Consider the following 13,131-nt stretch of genomic DNA (forward strand, 5'->3'; position numbering starts at 1 on the left):
AGATGCTGGCGCGCAATGCCGAGTCGTTGTATTGGATCGGACGCTATGTGGAACGGGCCGACGACACCGCACGCATCCTCGATGTCACGGTTCATCAGCTGTTGGAGGACTCCAGTGTCGACCCGGACATCGCCTCACGGACGCTGCTGAGGGTGCTCGGCATGGAGCCGCCGACCCAGCGCCTGGACATGTGGTCGTTGACCGACATCGTGGCCTTCAGCCGCGACAGCAACGGCAACTCGATCGTGGATGCGATCTCGGCGGCTCGCGAGAACGCCCGCGGTGCCCGCGAGGTCACCTCGACCGAGATCTGGGAGTGCCTCAACACGACTTACAACGCGCTCGCCGAGCGGGAGCGCGCGGCCAAACGCCTGGGCCCGCACGAGTTTCTGTCCTATGTCGAGGGGCGCGCGGCGATGTTCGCGGGGCTGGCCGATTCGACGTTGAGCCGCGACGACGGTTACCGGTTCATGTTGTTGGGCCGCGCGATCGAGCGAGTCGATATGACGGTGCGGCTGCTGCTGTCGCGGGTTGGGGACAGCGGGTCGTCGCCGGCGTGGGTCACGTTGCTGCGCTCGGCCGGTGCCCACGACACGTACCTGCGCACTTACCGCGGTGTGCTCGATGCCGGTCGCGTGGTCGAGTTCATGCTGCTTGACCGGCTGTTCCCCCGGTCGATCTTCTATTCGCTGCGGTTGGCCGAACACAGCCTCGACGAATTGCTCAATCGCCCGCACAGCCGGCTGGGGGCCACCGCCGAGGCGCAGCGGCTCCTGGGCCGGGCGCGCAGTGAGCTCGAGTTCCTGCAGCCGGGCGCATTGCTCGAATCTCTGGATGCCCGGCTGGCCGGGTTGCAGAAGACCTGCCGCGATGTCGGAGAAGCGTTGGCGCTGCAGTACTTCCACTCCGCACCGTGGGTGGCGTGGACCGACGCCGGACATGGTGATGTGGTTGTGATCGAGGAGGGCGAGGTCTAGATGTGGCGGTTGCGCGTAGTGCATTCGACTGGATATGCCTACCGGTCGGCGGTGACGGCGTCCTTCAACGAGGCCCGATTGACGCCGCGGTCGGATTCGCGTCAGAACGTGATACTGAACCGCGTCGAGACCATCCCGGCCACCAGGTCCTATCGATATGTCGATTACTGGGGTACGGCGGTGACAGCCTTCGATCTGCATGCTCCCCACACCGAGTTGGAGGTCTCGGGCTCCTCGGTGGTCGAGACCGATGTCGCGGAGAAACCCGAGGAGCTCGTCGGGTGGGATGATCTGGGTACCGAGGCGGTGATCGACCGGTTCGACGAGGTGCTCAGCCCGACCCATTACACACCGCACAGCCAGCGGATCACCCGCGTGGGACAGCGGATCGCCAAAGATCATGATCCGTTCGATGCGGTCGGGGCGGTGGCGCAGTGGGTGCGCAGTCAACTCGACTATGTGCCGGGTACCACCGGGGTGCACTCTTCGGGCGTGGATGCTTTGCGCGAGGGTAAAGGCGTGTGTCAGGACTTCGCCCACCTGTCGTTGATCATGTTGCGGTCCATGGGAATTCCGGCCCGGTACGTGTCGGGCTATCTGCATCCCAATGGCGAGGCGGAGGTGGGGGACACCATCGACGGCCAAAGCCACGCCTGGATCCAGGCGTGGACCGGAGGCTGGTGGCATTACGACCCGACCAATGACTCCGAGGTCAATGAGCAGTACGTCAGCGTCGGCGTGGGTCGGGATTACTCGGATGTGGCCCCGCTCAAGGGAATCTATTCGGGTGAGGGGTCGACGGATCTCGACGTGGTCGTGGAGGTCACCCGGCTGGCTTGACCGGGCCGGCACCCGCGCGGCCCAGGTTGCGAAACCCGGGGTGCACGTGGGGGGTCAGCTCGTGTTGAACGGCCAGCGTCTGCAACAGCTCGTGGAGGTTGTCTCGTTGTGCCGCATCGAGGCCGGCTGTCATGCGCTCGTCGTGCCGGCGCGCCAGCTCTCCGATGCGGCGCAGCGTCTTCTTTCCCGCGGAGCTGAGAAACAGTGCGTGCAGCCGGCGATCGTCGGGATTGCGGCGTCGTTCCACGTAGCCGCGGTCCTCGAGGTCGTCGACGTAACTCACCACCCGGCTCGGTAGCAGGCTCAGCTGGGTGCTGAGGGATTGCTGGCTGAGTCCCGGCTGGCCGCCGATGGCGCGCAGGATGCCGGCGTGCGGCGGAGTGAGCTCGAGTGTCGCCATCTGTTCGGCGAACAGGGCCGCCGCGCGGTGGCCGAGTTGTGCCAGCAGGAATGCCACGGTATCCGACGGGCCAGGTTCCATGCCGAAACCGTATCAGCATCAAATGGTTCACGACCGAAAACATTCAGCCTGTTGCCGCAACGCGCCCACGGGCATATCGTTCAAGTCATGAACGATTCAACATCAGATCGAATTCGGGCCACACGACCTCCCGGCCGACAGGGCGGACCGCCTCTCGCTCCGGTGGCGGCGGTCTCGCTCGCGCTGATACTGGTCGGGTTGGGTGTCGGCGTCGCGCTCGGCGGGGTGATGCCGCTGCCGTACGGCGCGGGCGCAGACGTCCTTCGATATGTCCGCGATCACCACGCGGCGGTGCAGGCCACCGCGGTAGGCACGTTCGCGGCGTCGGTACCGCTGGCGATCTACGCCGCCACCGCAAGTACACGCCTGCGGCAACTGGGCGTGACGGCGCCGGGCGCGACGATCGCACTGGCGGGCGGGATTCTCGCCTCCGGCACCCTCGCACTGGCGGGGCTGATCTGCTGGACGATGTCCCGGTCCGAGGTCGTCGTCGACGACGGCCTGATCCGCGCGCTGTACTACCTGGTCTTCCTCACCGGCGGGGTCGGGCACATCGTGGCGCTCGGTCTGCTGCTCGCCGGGATCGCGGTGCCCAGCCTCGTCCTCGGACTCTTGCCTCGGGCGTTGGCCTGGACCGGCCTGGCCATCGCGGTGCTGGCCGAGTTGGCGACGCTGGTGCTCATCTGGCCCGAAGCGGCCGTGATCCTGCCGGTCGCCCGGTTCACGGGTCTCACCTGGCTCGTCGTCGCCGGTGTGCTCCTGCCGAGGCGTCGGGCCGAGGTGCGGCACGCATGAAGATCAGCGTGAGTGTCACGAACTACTCGTGGCCGGGACCGATTCACGACCGGCTCGCCGATCTGGCGGCGTTCCTCGATGGCACCGTCGTCGACACCCTGTGGGTGGCCGACCACCTCATACAGGCCGATCCCTCCTGCCAGATGGACGAGCCGATGCTCGAGGCTTACACCGTGCTCGGTTACCTCGCCGCCGCGACGCGACGCATCCGGCTGGGCTCGTTGGTTACGGCGGCGACCTTCCGGGCGCCCGCGCTGTTGATCAAGTCGGTGACGTCGCTCGACGTGCTCTCGCAGGGGCGGGCGTGGCTCGGTCTCGGCGCCGGTTACAACGCGGCTGAGGCGACCGCGATGGGATTGTTCCTACCGGACACCGCGGAACGGTTCGAGCGGATGGCCGAGCTGTTGCGACTGGCCCGGCAGATGTGGCGCGGTGACCAAACGAGTTACCGCGGTGAGTATCTGACCGCGCAGCAGCCGATCAATGTTCCGCCTCCCATGACCGCGCCCCATCCTCCCGTGCTGATCGGCGGTACTGGCGAGCGACGCACACTGCGGCTCGTGGCGCAATATGGCGATGCGTGCAACCTGTTCGACGTCCCAGACGGTGGCGCCGCGATCCGGAGACAGCTCGACGTTCTCGTTAGGCACTGCGCCGATGTCGGACGGCGACCCGACGAGATCGAGCGCACGGTGACCACGGCGCTCCGTGACGGTGAGCCGTCCGACGCGCTGGCCGAGCGCTGTCACGTACTGGCCGGCTTGGGCGTCCAGCACGTTGTGGTGATCGCCCGCGGCCGGCCGCTGACCGACACCGATCTCAATTGCATTGCGCGCGCGGCAGATCAGCTGCGCGGCTTGGTACAGACTCCGGGGTGAACCTGGACGCGGTGCAGATCGTCGCCCAGTTCGATCTGTCGGTCGAATTCAGCGGCCGCCAGCGCGCGCCAGTCGTCCTCGGTGCCCGGAGCGATGGCCGGCACATAGTGGGTCAGGATCAGGATGCCCACCCCTGCCCGGGTGGCGGTGGCGGCAGCCTCTTCCACCGAGGAGTGGTAGTCGCAGATGTCACGGATCCGTTGCATCGGAAGTTGATTCACGAGGTCTTTGCGGATCACGGTGTGCACCAGGGCCCCCGCGCCGGCGGCCAGGGTATCGAGGCTCTCGCACGGCACGGTGTCGCCGGCCAACACAACCGACGCTCCGGCATGCTCAACCCGGAACCCGATGGTCGGTGTCACCGGCCGGTGATCGGTGGGTGCGGCCTGGATGCGCACCCCGTCGTGGTCCCACACCGCACCCGCGGTGTGCTCATGCACCTCCACCGGCGGCGGAGCTGTCAGATCCGCATGATGGGCGATGCGGTAGCCGATGTCATGTCCGAAGGCCCGCAGTGTCGCCTCGACCACCTCGGCGGTGCCCGGCGGCCCGATGATCGGCAGGGGCGGAGCGTCTGGCGTGAACGTACTCACCCAGCGGGTGATGATCACGTCGCCGAGGTCGGTGATGTGATCGCTGTGCAGGTGAGTCAGCAGCAGCGCGCTGAGCTGGTTGGCGCCTGACCCGGCGGCCGCCAGGCGCTGCAGCACGCCGCGCCCGCAGTCGATCAGAAAACTCTGGCCGCCGGCGCGCACCAGGGTTGACGGCCCGGCTCGCTCCGGATCGGGAATCGGGCTACCGGTGCCGAGCAGCGTGACCTCGATCATGGCCCCATTCCTACTCCGTTCCGGCCCGAACAGGCGTGGCTTCTTTCTTCCTGACGACCATCGACCTAGCCTGGTGTGAGGTGGATCACGATCGGAGGCTGCCGATGCGAATCGCGGACGTGCTGAAAAACAAGGGCACGGCGGTGGTGACGATTTCGCCCGAGACCACGGTGACCGAGCTGCTGGCGGGGCTGACCGAGCTGAACATCGGTGCCATGGTCGTGATGGGGCCGGACGGTTTGGCCGGCATCGTGTCGGAACGCGATGTGGTGCGCAAACTGCACGAACGTGGCAGCAGCCTGTTGGCGCAGCCGGTATCGGAGATCATGACCACGGTGGTGGCGACCTGCACGCCACGCGACACCGTCGATCACCTCAGCGCCTTGATGACCGAGAACCGGGTGCGTCACATTCCGGTGCTCGACCGCGGCAGGCTGGCCGGAATCGTCAGCATCGGGGACATCGTCAAGACCCGCATGGAAGAACTCGAGGCCGAGCAGGAACAGTTGCAGGCCTACATCACCCAGGGCCGCTGACCGGGCGTAGGAATCGAATGCGCTGCGACAGGCCGCGGCGGTCGGTGAATACCTTGCTGGGCAACGGCATTCAGCGCTGTCGTCATGCGGTGTGCCTACCGGCCGTGCCGGACATCACCGGGAAACCCTGCACTACCGTCGGCCTTCGGGCTGGTCTGTCCCAGGAGGCGGCGGGTACGGCGCAGTGCGTGAACGTGTGCGATGGTGGGTTGGTGGCCACCATCGCTGTCCGCCCGCCGAACAAGTCCGACGTCAGCCAGCTTGCCGCCGTGCTGGGCCGAGCCTTCCACCACGACCCGGTGATGTCGTGGATCCTGGCCGACGACACCCGTCGCATCAAGGGGCTGCCTCGACTGTTCGCAGCGATCACACGCCACCATTTCCTCGCCGGCGGTGGTGCCGAAGTGGCCATCCGTCACGGTGAGATCGGCGGGGCAGCGCTCTGGGACGGGCCGGGCCGATGGAAGCAGACCCCGGGCGAAGAACTGCGCATGCTGCCCACGATGGTGCTGGCCTTCGGCCGCGACATGCGACGTGGCCAACAGGTTGTCGAGCTCATGAAGAAGCACCATCCCGAGGAGCCGCACTGGTATCTGGCGGTGATCGGTAGCGATCCGACCGTGCGCGGTGGCGGTTTCGGGCACGCCCTCATGCAGTCCCGGCTGGACCGCGTCGACGCCGAACACGCTCCGGCGTATCTGGAATCGAGCAACCCCGACAACGTCCCGTACTACTTGCGTTTCGGGTTCGAGGTCACCGGGGAGATCGCGCTGCCTGACAGCGGGCCGGTCATGACTGCGATGTGGCGCCGGCCGCGGTAAGCCATCGCCGGGGCAGCCGCCTTAGTCGAAAACGCCGGACATCCTCATGATCAGCAACACGCCGACCGCGACGAACACCGCGATGAGCAGCACCAACCCGATGATCGCGGCCACCGAAGTGGGACTGTACTTGTGCCTGGGCCGCGGCGCGGGTTCGCCCAGCCCCAGGTTTGCTAGAGATCGGGGGTCTCGGCAGGATCCGGATCGGGTGGGAGCGCAGTCATGGCCTTGGAGTGCCCCCTGACGCCGGTTCAATGCATCGGCTTGCTCGTCGCGCGCGGGCAATCGAGCAACATCGTGGCTGTTACAGTGCGGAGGCCGACCAACAGGGGAATCCGGTGAAAAGCCGGAACTGACGCGCAACGGTATGAGGCACCGCCTCGAGTCCGATTACCTGTGGCCGGGAATGACTGTCGACGGCTCCGCGACCGAGCCCTGCATCGAAGGAAGTCCTGGGCGTGCGTGTATCCGCCGTACTGCTGTTCCTGTTGTCTGTCACCTTGTCGGTCACCGTGGCCTGCGGGCATCGAGAGCCCGCCGCGCCCCGGGAGCTGGACCGGGAGGTCGCCGGGGCCGGTCCCACCAGTTATCCGCTCACCATCGAGAACTGCGGGGTGAGCGTCACTTTCGACGGGCCGCCGCAGAGGGCGGTGTCGCTGTACCAGGCCTCGACCGAAATCATGCTGGCACTGGGTCTCGCCGATCGGATGGTCGGCAGTTCGACCTGGTTTGATCCGGTGCTACCCGAACTCGCTGCCGACAATGCCACCGTGCCTCGGCTCGCGGACAACGACCCGGGACTGGAGACGGTGCTCGACGCCGGGCCGGACCTGGTGACCTCGGCCAGCGCTCACACGTTCACGCCTGCGGTGGTCGCCGACCGCAGTCGGTTCACCCAGCTGGGAATCCCGACTTATCAGTCGCCGTCGGTCTGCGTCGGGGCGACAGTCGACGGTGAGACAGTCACCCGCACCGAACCGCTGGCCCTCGACACACTGTTCCGGGAGATCGACGAGTTGGCGCAGATCTTCGACGTGCAACAGCGCGGTCGGGACCTGATTGCCCGCCTCACCCGGCGGCTGGACCGAACTGCGTCGATCACCGAGCCTGATACCACCGTCGCGTTCTGGTTCTCTGGGCTACGGACGCCGTATCTGGCCGGCTGCTGCTCGGCACCCGGGCTGTACGCCACCGAACTCGGCGTCACCAATGTCTTCGCCGATACCCGTGCGGACTGGCCAGAGGTCAGCTGGGAGGTGCTGGCCGACCGCGACCCTGACGTGCTGGTGCTGGCCGACCTCGATCGCAGGCGCGTCGACGGGGATGCGCTGGACGCGAAAGTGACGTTCCTGGAATCGAATCCAGTGACCAGGAACATGACCGCGGTGCGCCACAAGCGCTACGTCGTACTGTCCGGGTCCGAACTCGACCCCGGAATCCGTGAGATCGATGCGCTGGAGAAACTCGCCGCCGGTTTCAAGGCATTCGGGCTGGCCCGATGAAGGTTGCGGTCCGGCTGGTCGTGGCCGTGGTCAGTGTGCTGCTGCCGGTGGGGTGCGCCCAGGCTGCCGGTCCGGCCGCGGGCACTGCCGCCGCACCCGGATATCCGCTGACCGTGCAGAATTGCGGCAGGCAGGTGGTGATCGATGCACCTCCGCAGCGGGCTGTCTCGCTGAACCAGGGCTCCACCGAGATTCTGCTCTCGCTGGGCTTGGCGGACCGCATGGTCGGCACCGCAACGTGGACAGACCCGGTCCGCGCCGGCCTCGAGGCCGAGAATGCCCGGGTGCCACGGCTGGCGGTGAACAAGCCGTCGCTGGAGACGGTGCTCGACACCGAGCCTGATTTTGTGTCGGCGTCTTTCGGCGGCACCCTGGGGCCCGGCGGTGTCGCCGACCGTGACCAGTTCGCCCAGCTGGGCGTGCCGACCTATCTGGCCCCGAGCGACTGCGAAGGCAAGACCTCGGTCAACGGTGACGGCGCGCGCAGCGCCCCGTTCAGCATGGATGCCGTCTACACCGAAATTCGGCACCTCGCAACAATATTCGATGTCGCTGAACGCGGCGATCGGCTCATCGCACAGCTGCGCCGGCGGATGGACACCGTCGCCGCGGCCCCGACCGGCGTCGGCGTGGCGTTCTGGTTCTCCGATGTGCGGGCGCCCTACTTCGCCGGCTGCTGTGGATCACCCGGAGTGATCGCCGGGACTGTCGGTGCGCGCAACGTGTTCGCCGACACCACCGAAGAATGGCCGCAGGTGAGTTGGGAGAGTGTGGCCGACCGCGACCCGGACGTGCTGGTGCTGGGCGATCTGAGTCGCCGCACGATCGAAGGTGACGCACTGGGGACCAAAATCGATTTCCTGGAATCGAATCCGCTCACCCGGGGCCTGACCGCCGTTCGGCACCGCCGCTACATCGTGGTGAACGGGGCCGATCTCAACCCGTCGATCCGCACGGTGGACGGCGTCGAGAAGGTGGCGAAAGGCCTGGCCGAACTCGGGTTCGGCAGGCCGCGGTGAGTTTACGCACCGGCTGGCTCGGCGGATTGTGGGCCGCCGGGCTCGTCCTGCTGGTGTTCTCTGCCGCGGTGGCCATCACCATCGGGCCCGCCGCGCTGTCGGTGGCGGACGTGTATCGCATCATCGGCGATCGGCTCGGCGCGGGCCCTTCGGGCGTGACCCGGCTGCAGGACAGCATCGTCTGGCAACTGCGACTGCCGCGGGTGGTTCTGGCGGCAATCTGTGGGGCCGGTCTGGCGCTGTGTGGGGCGGTATTGCAGTCGCTGCTGCGCAATCCGCTGGCCGACCCGTTCGTGCTGGGGGTCTCGTCGGGTGCCTCCACCGGTGCCGTACTGGTCGCGGTACTCGGCGTCGGCGCGGGCACGTTGACGTTGTCCGGCGGCGCCTTCGCCGGTGCGGTGCTGTCGTTCGCCGTGGTGCTGGTGCTCGCCTATGCCGCCGGCGGCGGGACCGATCGGGTGGTGCTGGCCGGAGTGGCCGTCACCCAGCTGTTCTCGGCCCTGACATCCTTCATCGTGTTGTCCTCGGCCGACGCCGAACAGACCAGGGGAGTGCTGTTCTGGCTGTTGGGTTCACTGGCTGGGGTGTCCTGGTCCGACGTTCTCACCTGCGCCGTCGTGGTCGGCGTCGGGCTGGCGGTGTGCCTGGCCTATGGGCGCACCCTCGACGCCTTCGCATTCGGGCAGGACACGGCCGCCACGCTGGGGGTCGCGGTGACCCGGGCCCGCGTCGTGCTGCTGGTGATGACCGCATTGGTGACGGCCGCGCTGGTCAGTGCGGCCGGGGCCATCGGGTTCGTCGGGCTGGTCCTGCCGCACGCCGCGCGCTTTGTCGTAGGGCCCGGTCATCGGCGTCTGTTGCCGACGGCGGTGATTCTGGGCGCTGTCTTCATGGTGTGGGTGGACACCCTGGCCCGGACGATCTTCGCCCCACAGGAATTGCCCACCGGGGTGGTCACGGCACTGCTCGGCGTCCCCGCATTCGCGTTGATCTTGTTGCGGCGCAGGGGGATGCGTCGGTGACCTTGCAAGCGGTCGGGGTGTGCTGGACCCGTTCGGGGCGGGTCGTGCTCGATGGTGTCACGGTCGACCCGGTTCCGGGAAGCACCGTCGGATTGCTGGGCCCCAACGGATCCGGCAAGTCATCACTGCTGCGACTGTTGGCCGGGATCGACCGTCCCGATTCCGGGACTGTCCTGCTCGACGGTCGCGAGCTGCACACGATGTCGCGGCGAGCGGTGGCGCGCCGGGTGGCGATGGTCGGGCAGCACGCCGACACCGATCTGGACATCGCGGTGCGCGACGTGGTTCGGCTGGGGCGGATCCCGCACAGTTCGGTATTCGGCGGTGGTGGCGACGACACGACCGCGGTGGCCGCCGCGTTGGCGGCCACCGGTCTCGACGGCATGGCCGACCGTCTGTGGCACACCCTCTCGGGCGGCGAGCGTCAGCGTGTGCAGATCGCCCGGGCGCTGGCGCAGAAACCCAGTGAGTTTCTGCTCGACGAGCCGACCAATCACCTCGACATCGCCCATCAGTTGGAGATCCTGGCGCTGATTCGCACACTCGACGTCACCAGCGTGGTGGCTCTGCACGACCTCAACCTCGCGGCGATGTTCTGCGACCACGTGGTGATGCTGTCGGCGGGCACCGTGGTGGCCACCGGCAGCCCGGCCGACGTGCTGACCGAAGATCTGGTGGCCGACGTGTACGGGGTCCGGTGCCGGATCAGCGTCGATGACGCCGGACCATATGTCCGGTTCGAACACGGCCGCCCGACGCGCGGCGCGGCCGGTCAGCTCCAGGAGTACTGAGCGCGCAGGCGGATCGCCACCGCTTCGAACCGCCCACGGTCCAGGATCGCGCCCTCGCGGCGGATGCCTTCCTCGGGAACGTCGAGCACCCGGTCCAGCCTGACCCAACTGGGCCGGCCGTCGTAATCCCAGGTGCCGGTGCCGATGCCGATCCAGTCCGGATCATCGCGGTGGTAGTCCTGACTGGACAGCATCAACCCGAGCAGGGTGTGCTGGTCACGACCCACCACCAGGACCGGACGGTCTTTGCCCTGGGTCGGATCGTCCTCGTAGACCACCCAGGTCCAGACGACCTCGCCGGGATCGGCCTGCCCGTCCAGGTCCGGGGCGTAGACGACTTTGCGGGCCCGATGCGCGGTGGGCACGCTGTTCTTCGATACCGGGCGGCCGGCGGTGATCGCCTGGGGCGGCGGAGCGGCAGCGCCGGCGAGCACGCCCAGGCCCAGCCGGAGGCCCTGCTGAAGCCCCTGTTGGATACCTTGCTGAACTGTCCGCGGCACGTTGTCCGTGGTCTGAAGCTGGCGTACGAACTTGGGTGCCTCGTTGAACACCAGGTTCTCGGCGCCACCTACGACGCCCCTGACAACCTGTTGGAACGCCTTCCACTGCGACGCCATGGTGTCGAGCATATGCGAGTGGCCCCCCGGCGATTGTGTCGCGACGGTCCTTGCTCGATACCCTTAGGGAGCACAGCACGTGCTGGACACCCACGCTCACCAGGAGATTCCCATCAGCAGCTTCGCCGACAAGACGTTCACTGCGCCGGCGCAGATCAGGAACTTCTGCATCATCGCCCACATCGACCACGGCAAATCGACGCTGGCCGACCGGATGCTGGGCATCACCGGCGTGGTCGCGGACCGGGATATGCGGGCCCAGTACCTGGACCGGATGGACATCGAGCGCGAACGCGGCATCACCATCAAGGCCCAGAACGTGCGGTTGCCGTGGAGTGTCAACGGCGAGGACTTCGTACTGCACCTGATCGACACGCCTGGCCACGTCGACTTCACCTATGAGGTGTCGCGTGCGCTGGAGGCCTGCGAGGGCGCGGTGCTGCTGGTCGACGCGGCGCAGGGCATCGAAGCGCAGACTCTGGCCAACTTGTACCTGGCGCTGGACCGGGACCTGACGATCATCCCGGTGCTCAACAAGATCGATCTTCCCGCCGCCGACCCGGACCGCTACGCGGGTGAGATCGCCCACATCATCGGGTGTGAACCGTCCGACGTGCTGCGGGTGTCCGGCAAGACCGGTGAGGGGGTCCGCGAACTGCTCGACGAGGTGGTTCGGCTGATCCCCGCGCCCGTCGGCGACGCGGACGCGCCCGCGCGGGCGATGATCTTCGACTCCGTCTACGACATCTACCGCGGCGTGGTGACCTATGTGCGCGTGGTGGACGGCAAGCTCAACCCTCGCGAGAAGATCGCGATGATGTCCACCGGCGCCACCCACGAACTGCTCGAGGTCGGCATCGTGTCTCCCGAACCGAAGGCCAGCGACGGTCTCGGCGTCGGAGAAGTCGGCTATCTCATCACGGGTGTGAAGGACGTTCGTCAGTCCAAGGTCGGCGACACCGTGACGACGGCGCGCAAGGGTGCCACCGAGGCGCTGACCGGTTACCGGGAGCCCCGGCCGATGGTCTATTCGGGGCTCTACCCGGTGGACGGCTCGGACTATCCGGTACTGCGCGAGGCGCTCGACAAGTTGCAGCTCAACGATGCTGCGCTGACCTATGAGCCGGAGACGTCGGTGGCGTTGGGCTTCGGGTTCCGCTGCGGGTTCCTCGGGTTGCTGCACATGGAGATCACCCGCGAGCGCCTGGAACGCGAGTTCAACCTCGACCTGATCTCGACCGCGCCCAACGTGGTGTACCGGGTCATCAAAGACGACGGGTCGGAAATAGTGGTGACCAATCCGTCGGACTGGCCCGAAGGCAAGGTCCGCGAAGTCTACGAGCCGGTGGTCAAGACCACCGTCATCGCGCCCAGCGAGTTCATCGGCACCATCATGGAGCTGTGCCAGTCCCGGCGCGGCGAACTTGGCGGCATGGACTACCTGTCACCCGAGCGGGTCGAGCTGCGCTACACCATGCCACTGGGCGAGATCATCTTCGACTTCTTCGACTCGCTGAAATCCCGCACCCGTGGCTATGCCAGCCTCGATTACGAGGAGGCCGGCGAGCAGTTGGCCGATCTGGTCAAGGTCGACATCCTGCTGCAGGGTGAGGCCGTGGACGCATTCAGCGCCATCGTGCACAAGGATTCGGCCGCGGCTTACGGCAACAAGATGACCACCAAGCTCAAGGAGCTCATCCCGCGCCAGCAGTTCGAGGTGCCGGTGCAGGCCGCAGTCGGGTCGAAAATCATTGCCCGCGAGAATATCCGGGCGATCCGCAAGGACGTGTTGTCCAAGTGCTACGGCGGTGACATCACCCGTAAGCGCAAGCTGCTGGAGAAGCAGAAAGAGGGCAAGAAGCGCATGAAGACCATCGGTCGCGTGGAGGTTCCCCAGGAGGCGTTCGTCGCGGCGCTGTCCACCGACGCCGCGGCCGACAAGCCCAAGAAGTAACTGGCCGGCTGCTCGCCGAGGGAGCTGAGGCCCTGGCCGGGATTGCTTCGCGCTGAGCGCAACTCTCGGCT

At 67.0% G+C, this 13,131-nt stretch carries 14 protein-coding genes; 11 read left to right on the top strand and 3 right to left on the bottom strand.

Going from position 1 to position 13,131, the window contains the following annotated elements:
- Positions 1–2 precede the first annotated feature (2 nt).
- Positions 3–977: an alpha-E domain-containing protein gene (locus tag ACZY08_RS26595; protein ID WP_463747601.1), complete on the top strand. Its 975-nt coding sequence runs from the start codon at positions 3–5 to the stop codon at positions 975–977.
- Positions 978–1,817, top strand: coding sequence for a transglutaminase family protein (locus tag ACZY08_RS26600; RefSeq protein WP_463747602.1), 840 nt, complete (start codon positions 978–980; stop codon positions 1,815–1,817). It begins immediately after the preceding gene.
- On the opposite strand, the gene ACZY08_RS26605 is transcribed toward ACZY08_RS26600, so the two are convergent.
- Positions 1,801–2,298, bottom strand: coding sequence for a MarR family winged helix-turn-helix transcriptional regulator (locus ACZY08_RS26605; protein WP_463747603.1), 498 nt, complete (start codon positions 2,296–2,298; stop codon positions 1,801–1,803). The genes ACZY08_RS26600 and ACZY08_RS26605 overlap by 17 nt on opposite strands.
- An 87-nt stretch (positions 2,299–2,385) precedes the next feature.
- Between ACZY08_RS26605 and ACZY08_RS26610 the strand changes: the two genes are divergently transcribed.
- A complete protein-coding gene (locus tag ACZY08_RS26610; protein ID WP_463747604.1) occupies positions 2,386–3,093 on the top strand; it encodes a hypothetical protein in 708 nt (235 codons plus the stop codon).
- Positions 3,090–3,971, top strand: a complete 882-nt coding sequence (locus ACZY08_RS26615; RefSeq protein ID WP_463747605.1) for a TIGR03560 family F420-dependent LLM class oxidoreductase — start codon at positions 3,090–3,092, stop codon at positions 3,969–3,971. The genes ACZY08_RS26610 and ACZY08_RS26615 overlap by 4 nt, the downstream gene beginning before the upstream one ends.
- Here the strand turns inward: ACZY08_RS26615 and ACZY08_RS26620 are convergent.
- Complete coding sequence (locus tag ACZY08_RS26620; RefSeq protein WP_463747606.1) at positions 3,938–4,798, bottom strand: ribonuclease Z; 861 nt, start codon at positions 4,796–4,798, stop codon at positions 3,938–3,940. The two genes, ACZY08_RS26615 and ACZY08_RS26620, sit on opposite strands and share 34 nt — an antisense overlap.
- A gap of 104 nt (positions 4,799–4,902) precedes the next feature.
- On the opposite strand from ACZY08_RS26620, the gene ACZY08_RS26625 reads away from it, so the two are divergent.
- The 6 genes from ACZY08_RS26625 to ACZY08_RS26650 all read left to right on the top strand — a co-directional run bounded on the left by ACZY08_RS26625 (position 4,903) and on the right by ACZY08_RS26650 (position 10,489).
- Positions 4,903–5,334: a CBS domain-containing protein gene (locus ACZY08_RS26625; protein ID WP_064930790.1), complete on the top strand. Its 432-nt coding sequence runs from the start codon at positions 4,903–4,905 to the stop codon at positions 5,332–5,334.
- 212 nt (positions 5,335–5,546) lie between these two features.
- The gene (locus ACZY08_RS26630) at positions 5,547–6,155 is read left to right on the top strand and encodes a GNAT family N-acetyltransferase (protein ID WP_463747607.1); all 609 of its coding nucleotides are present in this window, start codon (positions 5,547–5,549) and stop codon (positions 6,153–6,155) included.
- A 458-nt stretch (positions 6,156–6,613) separates the two neighbouring features.
- Positions 6,614–7,657: an ABC transporter substrate-binding protein gene (locus tag ACZY08_RS26635; RefSeq protein ID WP_463747608.1), complete on the top strand. Its 1,044-nt coding sequence runs from the start codon at positions 6,614–6,616 to the stop codon at positions 7,655–7,657.
- Complete coding sequence (locus ACZY08_RS26640; RefSeq protein ID WP_463747609.1) at positions 7,654–8,676, top strand: ABC transporter substrate-binding protein; 1,023 nt, start codon at positions 7,654–7,656, stop codon at positions 8,674–8,676. Before ACZY08_RS26635 ends, ACZY08_RS26640 begins: the two co-directional genes overlap by 4 nt.
- Positions 8,673–9,698 carry a FecCD family ABC transporter permease gene (locus tag ACZY08_RS26645; protein WP_463747610.1) on the top strand — a complete coding sequence of 342 codons (1,026 nt, stop codon included), beginning with the start codon at positions 8,673–8,675 and terminating at the stop codon, positions 9,696–9,698. Before ACZY08_RS26640 ends, ACZY08_RS26645 begins: the two co-directional genes overlap by 4 nt.
- Positions 9,695–10,489, top strand: a complete 795-nt coding sequence (locus ACZY08_RS26650; RefSeq protein ID WP_463747611.1) for an ABC transporter ATP-binding protein — start codon at positions 9,695–9,697, stop codon at positions 10,487–10,489. Before ACZY08_RS26645 ends, ACZY08_RS26650 begins: the two co-directional genes overlap by 4 nt.
- Here the strand turns inward: ACZY08_RS26650 and ACZY08_RS26655 are convergent.
- Positions 10,471–11,118 carry a type II toxin-antitoxin system PemK/MazF family toxin gene (locus tag ACZY08_RS26655; RefSeq protein ID WP_463747612.1) on the bottom strand — a complete coding sequence of 216 codons (648 nt, stop codon included), beginning with the start codon at positions 11,116–11,118 and terminating at the stop codon, positions 10,471–10,473. The genes ACZY08_RS26650 and ACZY08_RS26655 overlap by 19 nt on opposite strands.
- Before the next feature lie 67 nt (positions 11,119–11,185).
- Here ACZY08_RS26655 and lepA point away from each other — a divergent pair, with 67 nt between their 5' ends.
- Positions 11,186–13,060: a translation elongation factor 4 gene (gene lepA, locus ACZY08_RS26660; protein WP_463747613.1), complete on the top strand. Its 1,875-nt coding sequence runs from the start codon at positions 11,186–11,188 to the stop codon at positions 13,058–13,060.
- Positions 13,061–13,131: the final 71 nt, after the last annotated feature.

It is taken from the genome of Mycobacterium sp. IDUB_9 (genome assembly GCF_055419505.1).